This is a genomic window from Paenibacillus segetis (assembly GCF_014639155.1).
Taxonomy (GTDB): Bacteria; Bacillota; Bacilli; order Paenibacillales; family Paenibacillaceae; genus Fontibacillus; species Fontibacillus segetis.
In genome coordinates, this window is the sequence record NZ_BMFT01000002.1 from 325572 (window position 1) to 343943 (window position 18372).

The window sequence follows — 18372 nt, forward strand, 5'->3', positions numbered from 1 at the left end:
GTGATACAAATCTAAAATTTTTCTGATATATGTGGAGGTTAAAGTAGATGCCAGAGGATAAGAAAGGGCTTTCATGGTTTCGCCTCATCTTGTTACAAGTCATTGTGGGTAGTGTATTAATCGGCATTTGCGCGTATACCTTTCGCATTCCTGTTGACGTGGTGTATATCGTACCTCCACAGCAGGATCGTCTCGATCGTGTTGCAGGTGTCCCGATGCGCGTGGATATCACCTATCCAGGTCTAGGAACCATCTCCATTGAGGATCCGAAGGAATTGCTGAAATTGAAATCTTCATTCTCAGGATTATTAACTTCAGGTACGCAGCGTGAACGGAAGCAGGTTCCAAGATTACTGCTGACGGGGACAATGGCTTATCTGGATCAAGAGGATATTCCATTTCAGGTTGAGACGAATGCGTTTCAGTTCGGTCAGGAGTTGGTCAATTCGCTTAATGTGAGCGCTAATATTCGTAAGCTGCAGAGCACACTCATTGATAAGATCTTAACTACATCAACAATTGGAGCTGCGGTGGAGAACAAGAAAAACGACGTGTTCTCACTTGAAGAAGGTGTTCTTACAGCCCTCTCGCAAAAAGAGAGAAAGATATTAACCTCACAGATTACGGCGTCTACGCGTATTATTGATTTCAGCCATTTTAATGACTTGCAACAACCGCCAGATGCTCATTTTGTCATTCAACTTACGGGTGACTATAGAGCAAAGAAGCACTGGATCCATTTGGATCGATATAATAGCGCTTACATCGTGGTGTACGATCTGCTGGATGAGACGAATCAAAGAGCCTATTTCACATTAAACGATGCCTCATATTGATCATGAAGGGATGGTTTAAGAAATGGCGAGAAATAAAAAAAGCAGTAGCTCAGTCATTATTTTATCGGTCATTGTTGTTGTATTGGTAGCGGGGTTCTTTATGTACAAATCAGGAGTATTCGGTGGCAAAGAAAAACAGAAAATCACCGTATACTCCATCTTCCAAGAGGAAGAAGCTCGTAAGATACTAGATAAATTCAAAGCGGAGACTGGCATTGATTATGATATTTTGCGACTACCAAGTGGTGAAGCCGTATCTCGTGTACAGAACGAGATGGGAAACCCGCAAGCAGATTTCCTCATGGGTGGACCAGCGGACTCTCACCAAGTATTAAAAGAGGCAGGTTCACTAGAATCCTATGTTTCACCAAATGCTTCTGATATTCCTGATGGTTTGAAAGACAAGGATGGATTTTGGACAGGATTCTATCTCAACCCCATTGCAATCGGGGTTAACGAAGAGCGGTGGAAAGAAAAGTACGGTAGCGATCCTTATCCTGAGACCTTCAAGGACTTACTTGATCCAAAATTCAAAGGTGAGATCGGTATGTCCGATCCAGCAACGTCGGGTACCGCTTATACAGCAGTAGCTTCTCTAGCCCAAGTATGGGGTGAAGATGAGATGTTGAACTACATCAAGCAGTTGTTGCCTAACTTGAAGGAAAGACCGAAGTCCGGTATTGAGCCGATTCAAAAGGCTGCCAAAGGCGAGTATACCATTGGAGTGACTTTCTTGGGCGACCAGTTGAAGATTAAATACCAAGGCAATCCGATCGTTAGTGTTGTCCCTGAAGCCGCTGGATTTGAAGTTGGCGCTTTGTCCATTGTGAAGGGCGGACCAAATACAGAAGCTGCGAAGAAGTTAATGGATTATATGCTTACAAATGAGCCAGGCCAGTTGTATACACAATCCGCTTACGCGGTGTCCGTCAAAGCATCTGTACCGATCCCAGATGGTGGTATTGATATCAAAACAACAAAGTATAACTCTGCTTATGATTTGTTAAAAGCGGCTTCCCAACGTAAAGATCTGCAAAGTGCACTGAAGGATTTGAAATAAAAGAGCCGCTATAGGGGCATGGCAGCCATAACTAAATGGCCAAATGTTCATGCCCCTTAATAGATTGCAGAAAGGTGGGAGTCGCCCCCTATGATGAAAGAAAAAAAAGGCATTGGGGAGTCGATCAACAGGCTCTTCAAAGATCCATCGTCACTCGTACTTGTATTAACTAGTTTTGCTTTCCTTATCTTGTTTGTCATCTATCCGTTAATTGTCGTCGTGTTCACATCAGGCTTCGATAATTGGGCAACATTTTTTAGCAAGCCACGTTACGGTAAGGCTTTATTAAATACAGTGGTCAGTTCGTCGTTATCCGCGCTAACGGCTACCGTAATCGGGTTCATATACGCTTACGCTATTCATTACAGCAATATCAGGGGCAAGAAGTTTTTTAGATTTATTGCCTTTATCCCGTTGCTAGCTCCTTCAGTAATGAGTGGTTTGGCATTCCTACTCTTGTTCGGTCGTGGTGGTATGATCTCTCAATGGTTAAATACCAACTTTAATTTCGAACTTGATCTGTACGGGCTTCCGGGCTTGTGGATCGTTCAGACGATTTCTTACTTTCCTCTGGCTTACATGACCATAACCGGCGTGCTGCGGTCGATATCTCCAAATTTGGAGATTGCAGCACAGAATCTTGGAGCAAGAGGCTTTAAGCTGTTCCGTACCATTACGTTCAAACTTGCGCTTCCAGGTGTCATTAATGCATTTCTATTGGTAGCCATTAACTGCTTTGCGGATTTCGGAAATCCTAAGCTTATTGGTGGTAACTATACACTTCTGGCTGTTGAAATTTACGGAGAAATCATTAATAACGAGGCAGGACTTGCTTCGGTTATGGGGATTATCTTGGTGATTCCCGCACTAATTGTATTCTGGGTTCAGAATAAAATTCTATCTAAGGGTTCCTACTCCACGATTACGGGCAAACCGGTATCCGGGTTGAAACGGATCACAACATCCAAGAAGACAGATGCACTACTCTTTACGTTTAACAGCTTGATTTCGTTGTTCATTATCTCGATGTTTGCGATTACGATTCTATTTGCCTTTACAAGAAACTTCGGTAGAGATAATACGTTCACACTGGATCATATTATGAAAGTTGTATTCAGTTCATCCAGTCCAGCCGTCTTGAACAGCTTAGTCTTATCGTTAATTAGTGCCGTACTCGCGGTGGCGTTTGCTCTAGTTCTCGCTTATATCGTCGTCCGCAAACCTTTTCCGGGTAAAAGAATACTCGATTTCAGCGCGGTTCTTCCAATTGCGCTTCCAGGGACATTTGTTGGTCTTGCTCTTATTGTCGCTTTCAGCAAGGGTCCGATCGTTTTGCAGGGATCTGCGGCGCTCATTGTCATCGCCATGCTACTCAAACAGATGCCGGTTGGGTATCGCGGTCTAACCGCATCCTTCAAACAAGTGGACAAATCGATTGAAGAAGCAGCAACCAACCTGGGTGCGAACAGCCGTAAGACGCTGACAACGATCGTATTCCCAATGTTGCAAAAAACCGTCGTAGCAAACTTTGTCTATGCGTTCATGAAAAATATGAATACCTTAAGTACAATTATCTTCCTAATAACGCCGAAATGGGTTGTTGCAGCTGTATCGATCTTTAATTACGCCGAAACGGGAACGTACTACTGGGCAGCTGCTGTGGCCGTCGGGCTGATGGGTGCAACGTTAGGTACGCTGGGAGTAATCAAGCTGATCTTCCGCTCAAAAGTCAAAATATTTGATTTCTAATGATAGAGAAGGGAGTGAATACGGATGGATTCCAAAGTGCTACTCGATTTGAAAAATGTGAATAAAGTATTTGGTAATAACCACGTCCTGAAGAATATTAACCTGCAAATTGAACGAGGTAAGTTCATTACCTTTCTAGGGCCGAGTGGTTGCGGCAAGACGACATTGCTAAGATCCATCGCTGGTTTCTACTCTGTTGATGAGGGTGAGGTATGGATTGACGGGAAGCTTGTAAATGACCTACCACCATATAAGCGGGGTACACCGATGGTGTTCCAGGAATATGCATTATTCCCGCATATGACGGTATTTGATAATATTGCCTATGGGCTAGATATTAAGAAAACACCTGAAGCGGAAGTACAGCAGCGGGTTGAGGGTGCTATGGCACAGGTTAAATTAACCGGGCTTGAAGAACGCTATCCGCATGAAATGTCGGGTGGTCAACAGCAACGTGTAGCTATGGCTCGGGCTTTGGTCATGAACTCGCCCATTATTCTATTGGATGAGCCCCTCAGTAACTTAGATGCAAAATTACGTGAAGAGGTGCGTGTTGAGCTACGGACGATCCAACAGGACCTAGGCTTAACTGTAATCTACGTCACACATGACCAGCTAGAAGCTTTATCGATGTCCGATCAAATTGTCGTCTTTAATAAAGGTGCGATTGATCAGTACGGTACGCCACATGAGATTTATTATGAACCACGCACGCAATATGTTGCAGATTTCATTGGTACGACGAATTTTACTGAGGCCATAGTTGTGCATAGTGAAGGCGGTAAGGTGACCGTGCGTTATGGTCAAGTCGGGGATACGATTACTATTGCTTCAGATGAGAAATTCGTTGATGGTGAAGAAGTCCTACTAAGTGTAAGACCTGAATCCCTGCGTTTAAATCAGCCTGAGTTCGGCGAGTTTAATGTTACAGGGATCATCAAATCATCCATGTTTCTAGGGGAGAAAGAACGATATTTCTTAGTTGATGAAGTCGGTAAGGAATGGATCGTCGACGCTTATGATATTGGACAGAAGACCTTCGAGGGAATAGTGCCCATGAATGCAACGGCTGATAAAGTCCATATCATCAAGAAGGTCAATTAATGTAGTGGAATAGAAGCCAAAAAGGAAAACAATCGTTTTCCTTTTTTGGCGTAGTTTAAAACATCGGATGAGTGGTTGTGGACTTATTCAACGGGGGGAGACGTACAAACTTGAGAAAAAGAGGCATGATTATTTTATTGGTTATGGTGGCCGTCGTACTTGCTCTTATATCGCTCTATCCCGGGCAGCAAAGCAATCAGCCGCTCAAAGTATACGTTGTTTTTCAAGAGGATGAGGCGCGTATTCTATTAGAGAAATTTAAGAAGGAGACCGGGGTGCCGTACGAGGTCATTCGGATGTCAGGCGGAGAGGCTAGTTATCATCTGTTATCGATGAATAAGACGGGGATTGATGTTGTCCTTGGCGGTCCTGCTGACCTTCATGAGCAATTGAAGAGTAGTGGGAAATTAATTCGGTATTCATCGCGTATGAGTGACCAGATTCCCGAAGTATACAAGGACAAATCGGGCTATTGGACGGGGATGTATATGGGAGCGCTGGCGATTGGTGTGAACAAGCAAGTATGGGAGCAGGACCCGTTGCTCGCTTCTTTACCATTACCAGAACGATACGAAGACCTGCTACGCCCAGAGCTTAAGGGAAAAATAGAAATTCCTGATCCGGAAACCTCTGGAACGGGGTATACCGTGTTGGCCTCGCTCGCTCAGGAACGAGGCGAGGATGAGGCCATAACACTTATGCACGCGCTTAAGCTACAAAGCTCCTCTACCACCTTCTCGGGAATCAGCTCCGCACAGCGACTTGCGGTAGGGGAAGTGGCTGCTGTCGTTAGTTTTATGGGAGATCAGCTACGATTTACGAATTCTGGCTACGCGATATACTCCGCTATTCCTCCGCAGGCAGGTTGGGAGGTGGGAGCTGTGTCCATATTGAAAAGCGGAGACAACAAAGCTGCCGCGAAGAAGCTTGTTGACTTTGTATTGTCGAAGAATGCCCAAACAGATTACATGAACTCGGCATTTTCTTTACCTGTAATTTCAAATATTAAGGTTCATCCTTTGTTAGCTTCAGTTAAGCTGGAAAAATTGCTGACGTCGTATCGATTCGACCTCGCTGCTGAACATCGGGAGGAATTGCTTGCAAAGTGGCGGGAGGTGAATGAACACTAGGGCTAATATACTTAATATAAATCACCTTCATTCTGCGGATGAAGGTGATTTATCATGCACCTCTTGACTCTCTCACTATGTCATACTTCATTCTATAGATGAGCTCAAATTTACCGGTAGAAAGGATTGTTATGTTTAGAATAGGAGATTTCTCAAAGCTATCGAGAATTAGTATCCGAATGCTGCGACATTACAATGAGCTTGGCCTGCTCATTCCAGACCATGTAGATGACTCTACAGGGTACCGTTATTATCGTGCGGAGCAATTAACCGTTGCACATAGAATACAGGTGCTGAAGGGTCTAGGGTTTGGAATTCCAGCGATCGGACAGATTCTTACGGAGTATGATGATGCAGAGAGTTTACGGAAGCACCTGGTTATTCAGCACGCTCAAATGCAAGAGGAGGAGGAGGCACTGCAAAGAAAGCTGGCACTCCTCCAGAACACGATTCAAAGACTAGGGGAGGATTGTGGAATGATGAACTATGAGGTCATCTTGAAAGAAATTCCGGAGAGATATGTAGCGAGCCTTAGAGATGTGATACCTGCGTATGATCAGGAAGGGCAGTTATGGACGAGGATGGAGCAGGAAGCAGGGGACACTCTGCAAGTTGCCAATCCATGTTACAGCTTGGCGGTATTTCACGATGAGGGGTTTAAAGAAAGCGATGTAGATGTCGAAATTCAGCTCTCTGTTGTGGGTAACTATAAGGATACAGAGTATGTAAAGTTCAAAAAGGTCGCACCAATCACGGTTGCCTCCTCTATGTTAAAGGGGAGTTACGCCCTATTGAGAGAGGTTAATATCTCGGTAGCTAACTGGATTACGGACAATCAATATGAATTTGACGGTCCAATGTTCACGATCTATCATGTAAGTCCTGCGATGGATCCCAATCCAGATCACTGGGTTACAGAAGTATGCTTTCCCGTTAAGAAGTAATAAGTTATTTTGAATAAACAGTAAAGCCCAGCGGTGGTCTAGTCCATTGCTGGGCTTTATTGCGTAGATAGAGTGAAGTTTTCTATAATGCTATTCGGCATCTATTTCATAATAATGCATTTCAAGGGATCTAAAGCCAATATAACAAAATGTGGGTTACTCTATTTCGTTATGGGTGTGCTATCATTACAATACTATTTATCATTTTGTGACTTAACTCATATCTTTTTTTTGATATAAATATTTACGAATTTCTTTCTTCAAAGGTATTAAATCTAAGAGTTTCCATTTGAATATAGTGAAGAGGATAGTTAGATATGCTGACAGAAGCTATTTTACTAGTGGGTGACGATCGAGAATTATTGAGTATTGAGGATTTACTGAGTAAAGAGGGATTTCAGAGCATAGTTAAAGCCGGGACTGCTGAGCAGGCACTTTGTTATGTGGGACAGCAGGTATTTGATATTATTGTCATTGATACATTGCTGCCTGATCGTGATGGTATTGAATTATGTAAAGAGATTCGTATGTTCTCACAAACACCGATTATTCTGATAATGACCGGACCTACCGATTGTGTGAAACTAATGGACTTCTCCATTGGAGCCGATGATTATATTGCCAAGCCTTATAACCCTATGGAAGTCGTTGCACGAATTTATATGCAGCTTCGTAGGGATCGAAATAACCGAGCTATGTTATCGGAAGCGATTGTTCTGCATAGTGATTATAAATTTGTATATGTGAATCCTGCAGGTCTTGATCTATTTGGGGTTTCAAGCCTAAACGAATTGATCGGAAGACCTATTTTCGATTGGATTCACCCAGATTATACTGGAATAGCAGCGGCTCGTATGAAGAGTCTCTATGAGCAGTATATGATTTCTCCGCGTGTTGAATACAAGGTATTACGTGCGGATGGGTCAATGATTGATGTTGAGGTGATAGCTAACACCATTACGTATAATGGGGTAAATGCTGCGATTTCACTTTTTCGTGAATTAAGGGAACCTACCCAATTGAAAAAGAATCATAGCATATTCACAGAGCAAACCATTCAGGAAAGCGAGGACATGTATTCTCGTCTGCAGAGAAGCTTGGACCAATTTTCCCGTGATCTTGTTGGTGTGATGAAGATGAGTCAATTGGAACAGCGGTTTGTGAAAGAAGTACAGGACATATTGCAGGTTACATTGGTCAGTTTGATTGAGACTACGGATAACGACGATAAAATATGTGAAGTTATCGAAAATGACAAGGGTTGCTCTCTTAAGATCGGTGAGGTCAAAGGGAAGAGCTATTTGCTATGTATTGATGAGGAAATCGACTTTTTAAAAACTCCAGCCTTGAAAGTTTGGTTGGAAACCACTAGTCGGTATGTTAATACGCTGTTCGATAACTTCTTATTAATTGGCGATATAACGACAGAGTTAGAACGCGCTATTCCGAGGCAGGTTGCTCCAACATGGCTTCTACGCTTATTGTTTAATTTATCTGAGAATGAGAGAAGACGTCTCTCTCAAGATTTACATGATGCTGCACTTCAAGAGCAGATCATATTATATCGCAAGTTGGATCTACTCTTAACGGATCAGGACATTCCTCAGGATCTTCACCAGCAGCTTGGACAAATTGCGGAAGGTCTGCTGGATGTTATTGATCAAATAAGGATTGCGTGTAATGAACTAAGACCACCGATGCTATTAAAAGCAGGACTTATTTCCTCGCTTAAGACCTTATTTGATTTTACACAGTTACGTAGTGATTACAGTATTCGGTTTAATGCAATGCAGTTCAAGCATACATTACACGAAAATATGACCATTGGGTTATATCGTATTGTACAGGAACTCTTAGCTAATGCTACAAAACACTCTTCCGCAACAGAGGTTCACATTCAATTATCCAGTCAAGGAGAACGAATACGTTTGGACTATGAGGATAATGGAATTGGTATGGGCCAAAATTGGAAGGAAGAGTCGCTTACAGGTATGGGTATATACGGTATGAGGGAACGAGTTCGTAGTATGGATGGGATAATAGAATTTTTTTCTTCTGTGAATAATGGACTTGCTATCTATATATCTATACCCGCCAAGTCTGATACGGAATAATACACGGATAGAGGTGGTGGCGTTTTGATTCAAATTCTGTTGGCTGACGATCATCCATCGGTCATGGAAGGAACCAGAGTGATGCTCGAACAAGAAGAAGATATGGAGGTGTGTCTGGCAAATTCGGCGCAGGAAGTCCTAGAGCTAGTTAGCTCTAATACATTTGATGTTATGTTATTAGATTTATACATGGCAGATGATAATGGGATTGAATTGGCCAAACAAGTGCTAACCATGCACCCAGACGCCATCATATTAATCTACACGGGCTTTGATATATATGACCACTTTAACTTGATGATCGAAACGGGCATACATGGATTTATCCTCAAAACGATGAGCAGGGAGCAGCTGATAACGACGATTCGTTATGCTCTAAAGGGAGAAGTTATTCTTCCGACTTCCTTAGTGAGACAGTTGAGGAGAACAACTCTTAAAATTTCAGATGGTATGGAGGGAGAGACCCCCACGATTAGCAATCGGGAGTATATCATTTTAAAAGAAATAACCAAAGGTAGGAGTAACCGAGAAATTGCAGAGTATGTATTGATGAGTCAACGTTCACTAGAATATTGTCTTACCAAGTTATTTCAAAGGCTGAATGTTAAATCAAGGATTGAAGCCGTGATGAAGGCGAAGCAATTGGGGATTCTGACAGATTCTGACCTTATTCAATGAGTAGCTTAACCATCATTTACGCTTAATAACGAATAAAAATTGTGCTATCCCGTACACGTTGGGTGTGTTCGGGATTTTTCTGCGTGGATTTACGTTGCGGGATGTCGCATAAATTTTGCGTGATCACACAATTTTTTTTCGGTTACCAAAGTCTCCCCTCAGTTTATGATGGTCCTAATTCTTAAAAATTGTAATGATATAAAGTCCTAAGAAGATAGAGCTACAGAACTACATAAGAGCATGTCACTTTCACAAATCATCTATCTGACAGAAACGGGGGGGAATTCATAAATTTAGCTTTAGTGCATTAGGGTGGTAAGGTCCTGACTCTAAATTGGAGAACGTAGATTTACTAGTTTGGTTACATAAGCATTACACAAATTGAGGATGGGGTGTTGAAACATGAAGTGGTTTACGAATATGAAGACAACGGTCAAACTAATTACGGCATTTGTTATTGTCTCTGCTATATTGTGCGGAGTTGGATTTTATGGAATTAGCAATTTGAATAAAATGGATGAATCCATTGTTGATATGTATAACAACCGGCTAACTCCTATTGCCTATCTGGGCGAAGTGAATGAACTATTTTTACAGAACCGAATTAACACTCGGGATATCAATTCAAGGGCGAAAACAGATGCGGAGCGCACCGAATATAAGAATAAGATTTTAGATAACGTTAAGCAAATTGAGACTATTATTGAAAAATACACCAACACTGCCCTAAGAGCAGATGAACTGGAAATTATGAAAGGTTATTCTGCGGTATGGCAACGATATACCACTGGCTTGGATGACGCAATAGAGATTAACAATACGAACATAAATAATGAAGAATACACAGATTATTTAAGTAAAAGTGATCTACAAACGGCAACGACGGATTTGACCAACATTCTACAAGGCTTGATTGAGGTCAATATGAAGCAGGCAGAGGGTTCGGGCGCTTACGCAAGTGACCTATATAAGTCCTCTCGTACAATTACGATAGCTGTCATTCTTGTTGCGCTTGTCCTCAGCGTTGGTCTAGGGTATGTCATCTCTCAAGTTATCGCAAGACCATTAAATCGAGTAGTACAGTTGGTAGGTAAAGTAGCGCAGGGTGATTTAAGTGAGACGTCAGAAATTAATTCCAAAGATGAAGTTGGAGTACTGGCTAAATCGGTAAATGATATGGTTCTTAACCTAAGACAAACGGTTGGTGAAATATTGGTCTCTGCGGAAACGGTCTCTGCGGCCTCACAACAAATATCTGCAAGCACCGAAGAAATCGCAAGCGGGAGTATGAGCCAAGCGAGTGCAGCTCAAACGATGAACGAGTTGTTTGGGGAGTTATCTCATGCCATTAATTCGGTAGCTCGGGGCGCAGAACAAGCATCAGAGCTGTCCGATCGAACGATGAGCATTGCACAGGATGGGGGTAAGGTGGTTCGGGTCTCTATTGATGGGATGACTCATGTGAATGAGCAAATGTTCCGACTGGTAGGGGATTCGAATAAAATCGGTGAGATTATTGAAGTTATCGATGATATTGCTGAACAAACGAATCTGCTTGCCTTGAATGCAGCTATTGAGGCAGCCCGTGCAGGAGATCAGGGCCGTGGGTTTGCGGTTGTAGCCGATGAAGTACGGAAACTAGCCGAGCGAAGTGGCGAGGCAACCAAGCAAATTACGAAAATCATTAAAGGAATGCAAGAAAATACGCAGCAAAGCGTAAAAGCGGTAGAAGAGGGGGTGCTTGCCTCGCAAAGAACCGGTGAAGCGTTTGATAGTATCATCTCAATGGTGACCGAGACGGCATATAAAGTTACGGAAATAGCCGCTGCAAGTGAAGAACAAGCCGCGCAATCTTCAGAGGTAATGGCCTCGATCGAAAGCATATCCGCTGCTACGGAAGAAGCGGCGGCAAGCAGTCAAGAAACAGCATCAACGGCGCAATCCTTGGCACAGCTAGCGGAGGATCTGAACGGTGCAGTCTCTATTTTCAAAATTAAATAACAGATAGGATATGGGAGGGGGTTATGCAGATCATGGGGCAAGTCCAATATATTGAATTTTGTATTGATAAAGAGCAGTATGCCATTGGGATTCAGGATATTTATGAAATTATTAAGATCCAGGACATTACCCAGATTCCTAATGTTAGATCCTATGTCAAAGGGGTCATTAATCTTAGGGGTAATATCGTGCCCGTCATTAGTCTGCGTAATTTGTTTGATTTGGAAGAGAAAGAATATTCGAAGGCGACGCGGATTATCGTGGTTCACCATGAAGAGGATACGGTAGGAATTATCGTAGACCGTGTAAATAAAGTTGCGACATTCGATGATATTCAATCGCCTCCTGAGCGTATAGGTGGTATAGCTGGGAATTATTTTGTAGGTATCGGTCTAACGGATAATGGTATGGTGGCTATCTTAAAGCTAAATGAAGTCTTACTTCGCGAACAGGAGTGAACGAAGAGTGATATCTGAATATAGAGAGGTCTTTCTGGAGGAGCTAGAGGAGCAGCTACAGATCATGGACGGAGCTATCCTGAGCTTAGAGCAAGAAGGGGAAACCGATCAGGTTATTCAAAGTCTTTTTCGGGCGGCTCATACCTTGAAGGGGTCTTCAGCAGTAATGGGTTATGAGGAAATGAAACAATTAACCCATGAGATGGAGCATCTGTTGGAACAGGTAAGAAGTAAGACGCTTAGAATAACGGTTGCGCTCATTGATCTTCTTTTTAAATCGATGGATAGCTTGAGAGAATTGAAAGAAGATATTCTGCGTGATGATGGAGCTATAACAGATGTATCGAAGAGGATACGCGATCTTCAGAATTTTAGCCATCTGCCACAAACATGGACATTACCGGTGGCAACAGAACCTATCTCAATGCCCAAACTGAAACTAGAAACAGAGTTAAAAGTTCAGAATGCCGAGGATCAGGGGCTTAATGTATATTGGATTACACTACAACTATCCGCCGACTGTACCATAAAAGGAGCACGGTTCTATGTGATTTACTCAAGAATCAGCTCATGGGGTGAGATTCTTCATTCTGTTCCGGACATAGATATGGCCTTTGAACAAAGTAATGAGGCTCACGAATTCCAATTTCTTTTTACAGGAAGTCATAGTAGTCAGAGGTTGGAAGAACTCGTATCCACGTTAACCGAAGTGACCTCTTTAATGGTAGAGCCCCTACCACCCATAGATAGAGAGTCTCTTAGTAGAAGAATCGAAGCAGAAACGGAAGTCCCTGAGAAAGTCATAAATGAAGAACAAGTACAGAAGGGTACCTCCAAGTCACAGACGATTCGCGTGAGCGTAGAGCGGCTTGATCATCTCATGAATTTAGTAGGTGAGCTTGTAATCGATCATACGCGAATTCACCAAGTAGAGCGCACACAAAGAAGAAGATTCTCTGATGATTCGGTGAATGAGCTTGGCCAAATATCGGATCATCTTACACGTATTATAGGTGACTTACAGGAAAGTGTTATGAAAGCAAGGATGCTTCCGATCGAGCAACTGTTTAACCGTTTTCCCCGCATGGTTCGTGATCTAAGCCGTGATTTAGATAAAGATATTGAACTGGTTATAGACGGAAAAGACACGGAATTAGACCGGACTTTAATTGAGGAAATATCAGATCCACTCATTCACTTGATTCGGAATGCGGCAGACCACGGCATCGAGCGACCTGAGCAAAGAGAAATGAACGGTAAGAATCGCAAGGGGACACTTACAATTCGAGCGGCTCATGAAGATAATCAGATCGCTATCTATGTTGAAGATGATGGTGCAGGGATTGATCCAGCCAAAATGGTAAAGTCAGCCCTAGACAAGGGAATCATTTCTGCTGAAGAAGCGATGATGCTGAGTGATCGAGAGGCGATTGATCTCATTTTTAGGCCGGGATTTTCGACAGCTAGTCAGGTCAGCGATATATCTGGACGCGGCGTGGGTATGGACATCGTTAGGAGCCATATCGAGAAGCTAAACGGCTTGATTGATATAGAGACAACCTTGGGACAAGGGACGAGGTTCCAGATCAAGCTTCCATTAACGCTGGCGATTATCGTTGGTTTGCTAGTGAAGCTACATGATCAAACTTTTATTATCCCGATGAACAACATCACGGAGATTGTGAGAATTCCCCACCATGATATTCACACCGTTCGAGGACAGTCCGTTATTCTACTACGTGATCAGATCATTCCGATCATCTGGCTGCATGACAATTTCAACATAGTCAGAAGTGAACAACGGCGAGAGTATATTCAGTTAGTAATTGTGGGATCAGCAGAAAAAAGAATGGCTTTAGCTGTAGACGAACTGCTTGGTAATCAAGAGATTGTCATTAAGGCGCTAGGTTCTTATATTGGTAAAGTTGATGGAATCGCCGGTTCTACTATATTAGGAGATGGAAAAGTAGCTCTAATATTAGAGGTACCGGAGATTATTAACCATCTTGTTCGGAGAACTGTTATGTAAGGGGAGCCATGGGCTCCCTTTTATATTTAGAGATACTTCTTAGTGCTATCAAGAGCGAAATTTCCAATGAAGGTCCTTGACGAAAAATGGATTTGCGCTCATTATTCGTTATGTAGCGTTTGTCGTCAGCTTTCGACACATTTCTTATTTTACGCATACAGGTAAGCGCTATCACATAATATGCCGGGAGATGATACCGTGGAACTTATGTATTTAGGAACTGGAGCAAGCGAGGGTTATCCTGCCTTATTCTGCCAATGTGATCGTTGCATTCAAGCGACGGAGCTTGGAGGGAAAAATATTCGTGCTCGTACAGGAGCGCTTATTAATTCTGATTTACTTCTGGATTTCTCACCTGACATGTATATGAATAAGCTGCGCTATAAATTAGATTTAGGGAAAGTTAATCATTTGATTGTAACTCATTCACATACAGATCATTTTGCGGCGGCGGAGCTGATGATGAGGCATGAACATTGGTATTGTCATTTGCAAGAGAGCGGGAAACGGCTGCAGATTTATGGAAATGAAGCGGTCGAACAGGCGATGAAATCAGCTATTCGCAATGATTATGGCACCGATACAATTGAAAACCCCTTCTACGAGTTTCATGTTATCCAGCCTTTTGTTCCCTTCACGTTAGGAGAGGTGACGGTAACCGCTTTGCCAGCCCATCATAAGCCTGATGAACGTAGCTTTATCTTTCTACTTGAGCAGAACAATACCAGATTCTTATACGGCAACGATAGCGGTGTCTTCAGTGGTGAAACCTTTGACTATCTCCGTGGTAAGCACCTAGACGTAGTTAGTCTTGATTGTAACTATGGGCTAGAGGATCGATATGATTATCATATGGGGATATCCGGTTGCCGTATTGTAAAAGAAAGATTGCTTGAGCAAAATAGTTGTGACGCTAGAACATCATTTATTCTCACTCATTTCTCCCATTACAGCGCGGAGTTGCACGATACTTTAGTTGAGCGTACGGCAGATGAGGGCTTTATTATTTCCTATGATGGGATGAAAGTCTCCTTAACATGAAGTGATGTTGGTGTTATCCATAAATAAGAGAATAGTCATTACCCGTAAATCTTCCCTTGGAGAAAAGGTTACTTTACGGGTTTTTTTTCATAGAGTTCTGTGAACTGAGTAGAGATGGAGGTAGGGAATGAAGCTACTGGCTACAGGAAAAGTAAAATGGTTCGTCTATCAGAAAGTTGTTATCGTCTTTATCGTCTTTCTGATTCCGCTCATGTCGATGAATATTTGGGTGAATTACAAGGGGACGTCGTTTACAAAAAATGCAATCTTGGATTCATCTTTAGCGGGAGCATCGTTCTATTCCAAGCAACTGGATAAAGAGATCTATTTCATCCGTAATGAACAATTACAACTTCAAGAAGATAAGAATGTCCAGAAACTTAGTTTTCGTGGTGGAAGCATAGAGAAGTATGAAGAGGTAGAACTTATCGATAATGCTAGAGATCTACTAAATCGGATTATTTCCTCAAGTGATTATGTAGTGAATGCTGGCGTATATGTTAAGTCACTAGGCAAGACGATCTCTGGTGAGACGGGGGTAACGGCCACACCTAATGAGGAGTATGAAAGAATTTCCTCGTTACTTAACGTGAAGCAGAAGCCTTCATTTTATAGGGATGGTGATGCGATCTTCCTTATAGAAACAGGGGGAAATGAAGAATTGTGGTCGTATATTGAACTCTCAAAAGAAAAACTATTGGAGGCACTAAGTCAAATCGCAACCTTATATCAAGAATCGGAAGTATTTCTTGGGAGCAGTGATATGGGGAATGTGTTATCTACAACAGAGGATCATACAGTATCTTCAGCAGTTCTTAAGTTAATCTCCAAAGAGGAGCATTTTAATTCAGAGGTCCCGGAAATAAATAAGGTAAACGGTACAAGTTACTTTATTGCACATAACTTTATCAGTTCCCTCAATCTTTCCTTGATCATGTATGTGAATCAGAATGAAATCACACGGCCATTAAATCAGTTTAATACCTTACTCTATGTCTCATTCCTTATCGCTATTGCGGTGATGATACTTTATGCTTATTCGGTGAATTTAATGATTCATAGACCCTTATCCAAATTAGTTAAGACATTTCGTATGGTAGAGACGGATAATCTTGATTTAGTCATTGAGTCTAAGACCAAAGATGAGTTTCACTATATATTTCAAAGCTTTAATCGCATGGCTTCCAGACTTAAACGCTCTATTGAGGAGAATTATGAACAGAAAATTGCCTTGCAGCATTCACAGTTGAAGCAGTTGCAGTCACAGATTAACCCACATTTTCTCTATAACAGCTTCTTTAATATTTATATGATGTGTAAAGTAGGCGATTCTGACAGTGCGGCTGAGCTATCACAAAAGCTAGGAAGCTACTACCAATACATCACGAGAAGTGGATCTGACGAGGTGCCTTTCTTTAAGGAGTATCAGCATGCGCTTGATTATTGCGAGATTCAGTGTATTCGTTTCTCAAATCGTATCTCCTTCGAATATGAAGAAATTTCTTCCTTATCGAATACGATTCTAGTACCGAGACTGATTATTCAGCCGATCGTTGAGAACATATTTGAGCATGCGTTCGAAGATGATACCCAGCATGGGGTTGTCTATATTGGTGCCGAATGTGAGGAAGGTATGGTGTGCATTACGGTTGAAGATAACGGCACGCTTCTGAAAGATGAGGCTATTGAGCACCTGCAGAAGAAACTCGCGATGGGTCTGAAACAAGTTGAGAAGACGGGATTAATTAACGTGAATAACAGACTTCAATTGAAATACGGGCCAGGCAGTGGCTTGTTTGTCTCCCGTAGCAAGTATGAGGGATTGAAGGTAGAACTTATAGTTAAATACGAGAGCGAGGAAGTATAACATGTATAGATTACTAATCGTAGATGACGAACCTGTGATTGTGAATGGACTAGTTCAACTGTTCCAGGATAATTCAGAATTAGAGCTTGATATACGGAAGGCTTACTCCTCGAGTGAAGCGCTTGAAATAGCTAAGAAAACTAAACTGGATATCTTGGTTAGCGATATTCGCATGCCGCAGAAGAATGGCCTGCAGCTTGTCGATGAAATTCTCTATTATTGGCCATTATGCCGAGTGATTTTCCTTACAGGGTATAGTGAATTTGATTATGTATACGAAGCGATCCGCAAAAATGTGGACAATTACATTCTGAAAACGGAAGGGATTGAGCCTATCTTCCAAGCGGTGAAGACGGCAGTCGACAAGCTAGAAGAAGAGAATCGGCGTAGACTCCAGTTGGAAAAGGCGCAAATGCACTATCAAATCGCTAATTCCTTTCTCAAGGGAGAGCTGCTGGAACGGGTACTGGGCGGAGAGTCCATCACTTCTCTACTGGAAGATCCACGTTACAAAGATGTGGATTTCGGTATTGCGCTGGATCGTCCTGCGTTCTTTCTTGTTGGCATCGTGGATCGATTGGATGATTTTAAATTTAAGATTCCTCCATCTGTTAGACGCATTTTCCGTGATCACTTGCCTGCATCTATTGCCTGTGAAGAAGTCAGTTATGATGATCGCGTGTTTATCTGGTTGCTTCAACCAGATGAAGGTTTGCTGAATCGCTTTCGTGGAGGCTATCCAGATCCAGGCTTGAATTGGCATGGGATCGTTGCTTATATGAGGGGGATATTGGAGCTTGTACAGAATGAGTGTGAAGAGCTATTAGGAGCGAACGTATCATTCGGCATATCTGGCGATTTACTTAACCATTGGGAATCGATTCATCTCCAAGCTGAAGCTATGCGTACCATGATTGTTAAGAGAGCTGTACTAGGGCAGCATATGCTGATCTTGGACCTTGAGAAACTAAGTCAACTTGAAGATACGATGCATAAAGCTGGAGGAATCGAACAGGAAGATTTCAAGACGATCATCATCGAACAAATCCACCATTTTGTACAGGAGAATCTATCTGGAGATATATCGCTTACCTCGATTGCCGAAGAGGTGCATTTAAATCCATCTTATTTATCTCGCTATTATAAACAGATAACCGGTCAAAATTTATTAGAGTATATCCAATCGACGAAACTCCAAGTCGCTATTCAACTGATGGAGAATACAACTTTGAAATTAAATGAAATCGCAATCCGGGTCGGTTTTGAGTCTCCCTCCTACTTTACGACATTCTTTAAACGTAAGATGGGCCTTTCTCCACAGGAATATCGAAATTCAAAATGAGTAAATAAAGTGAAAGTGA

Annotated in this window: 14 protein-coding genes; all 14 read left to right on the forward strand. The window is 42.2% G+C overall.

Annotated features, from left to right (window positions below; genetic code table 11):
* Positions 1–47 precede the first annotated feature (47 nt).
* The 14 genes from IEW05_RS17655 (at position 48) to IEW05_RS17720 (ending at position 18353) form a co-directional block, all read left to right on the forward strand.
* Positions 48–836, forward strand: a complete 789-nt coding sequence (locus IEW05_RS17655; protein ID WP_188541169.1) for a DUF3919 family protein — start codon at positions 48–50, stop codon at positions 834–836.
* A gap of 22 nt (positions 837–858) precedes the next feature.
* On the forward strand, positions 859–1896 hold the full coding sequence (locus tag IEW05_RS17660; RefSeq protein ID WP_188541170.1) for an ABC transporter substrate-binding protein: 1038 nt from the start codon (positions 859–861) through the stop codon (positions 1894–1896).
* Positions 1897–1986: 90 nt separating this feature from the next.
* On the forward strand, positions 1987–3645 hold the full coding sequence (locus IEW05_RS17665; RefSeq protein WP_188541171.1) for an ABC transporter permease: 1659 nt from the start codon (positions 1987–1989) through the stop codon (positions 3643–3645).
* A gap of 24 nt (positions 3646–3669) precedes the next feature.
* Positions 3670–4749, forward strand: coding sequence for an ABC transporter ATP-binding protein (locus tag IEW05_RS17670; protein WP_188541172.1), 1080 nt, complete (start codon positions 3670–3672; stop codon positions 4747–4749).
* A gap of 110 nt (positions 4750–4859) precedes the next feature.
* A complete protein-coding gene (locus IEW05_RS17675; RefSeq protein ID WP_188541173.1) occupies positions 4860–5879 on the forward strand; it encodes an extracellular solute-binding protein in 1020 nt (339 codons plus the stop codon).
* 131 nt (positions 5880–6010) lie between these two features.
* Entirely contained in the window at positions 6011–6823 is an 813-nt protein-coding gene (locus tag IEW05_RS17680; protein ID WP_188541174.1) for a MerR family transcriptional regulator, read from the forward strand.
* A gap of 317 nt (positions 6824–7140) precedes the next feature.
* Complete coding sequence (locus IEW05_RS17685) at positions 7141–8937, forward strand: response regulator (protein ID WP_188541175.1); 1797 nt, start codon at positions 7141–7143, stop codon at positions 8935–8937.
* 24 nt (positions 8938–8961) lie between these two features.
* The gene (locus IEW05_RS17690; protein ID WP_188541176.1) at positions 8962–9615 is read left to right on the forward strand and encodes a response regulator transcription factor; all 654 of its coding nucleotides are present in this window, start codon (positions 8962–8964) and stop codon (positions 9613–9615) included.
* Between the two features lie 402 nt (positions 9616–10017).
* Complete coding sequence (locus IEW05_RS17695) at positions 10018–11616, forward strand: methyl-accepting chemotaxis protein (protein ID WP_188541177.1); 1599 nt, start codon at positions 10018–10020, stop codon at positions 11614–11616.
* A gap of 32 nt (positions 11617–11648) precedes the next feature.
* Positions 11649–12074, forward strand: coding sequence for a chemotaxis protein CheW (locus tag IEW05_RS17700; RefSeq protein WP_308420440.1), 426 nt, complete (start codon positions 11649–11651; stop codon positions 12072–12074).
* A gap of 7 nt (positions 12075–12081) precedes the next feature.
* Positions 12082–14103, forward strand: a complete 2022-nt coding sequence (locus tag IEW05_RS17705) for a chemotaxis protein CheA (RefSeq protein WP_188541179.1) — start codon at positions 12082–12084, stop codon at positions 14101–14103.
* 207 nt (positions 14104–14310) lie between these two features.
* On the forward strand, positions 14311–15144 hold the full coding sequence (locus tag IEW05_RS17710; protein WP_229753542.1) for an MBL fold metallo-hydrolase: 834 nt from the start codon (positions 14311–14313) through the stop codon (positions 15142–15144).
* Positions 15145–15271: 127 nt separating this feature from the next.
* Positions 15272–17011, forward strand: coding sequence for a sensor histidine kinase (locus IEW05_RS17715; RefSeq protein ID WP_188541181.1), 1740 nt, complete (start codon positions 15272–15274; stop codon positions 17009–17011).
* A gap of 1 nt (position 17012) precedes the next feature.
* On the forward strand, positions 17013–18353 hold the full coding sequence (locus tag IEW05_RS17720) for a helix-turn-helix domain-containing protein (protein ID WP_188541182.1): 1341 nt from the start codon (positions 17013–17015) through the stop codon (positions 18351–18353).
* Positions 18354–18372: the final 19 nt, after the last annotated feature.

Coding starts and splice junctions, on each gene's coding strand:
- IEW05_RS17655 (WP_188541169.1), top strand. CDS start 48: ATGCCAGAGGATAAGAAAGGGCTTTCATGGTTTCGCCTCATCTTGTTA.
- IEW05_RS17660 (WP_188541170.1), top strand. CDS start 859: ATGGCGAGAAATAAAAAAAGCAGTAGCTCAGTCATTATTTTATCGGTC.
- IEW05_RS17665 (WP_188541171.1), top strand. CDS start 1,987: ATGATGAAAGAAAAAAAAGGCATTGGGGAGTCGATCAACAGGCTCTTC.
- IEW05_RS17670 (WP_188541172.1), top strand. CDS start 3,670: ATGGATTCCAAAGTGCTACTCGATTTGAAAAATGTGAATAAAGTATTT.
- IEW05_RS17680 (WP_188541174.1), top strand. CDS start 6,011: ATGTTTAGAATAGGAGATTTCTCAAAGCTATCGAGAATTAGTATCCGA.
- IEW05_RS17685 (WP_188541175.1), top strand. CDS start 7,141: ATGCTGACAGAAGCTATTTTACTAGTGGGTGACGATCGAGAATTATTG.
- IEW05_RS17695 (WP_188541177.1), top strand. CDS start 10,018: ATGAAGTGGTTTACGAATATGAAGACAACGGTCAAACTAATTACGGCA.
- IEW05_RS17700 (WP_308420440.1), top strand. CDS start 11,649: ATGGGGCAAGTCCAATATATTGAATTTTGTATTGATAAAGAGCAGTAT.
- IEW05_RS17710 (WP_229753542.1), top strand. CDS start 14,311: ATGTATTTAGGAACTGGAGCAAGCGAGGGTTATCCTGCCTTATTCTGC.
- IEW05_RS17715 (WP_188541181.1), top strand. CDS start 15,272: ATGAAGCTACTGGCTACAGGAAAAGTAAAATGGTTCGTCTATCAGAAA.
- IEW05_RS17720 (WP_188541182.1), top strand. CDS start 17,013: ATGTATAGATTACTAATCGTAGATGACGAACCTGTGATTGTGAATGGA.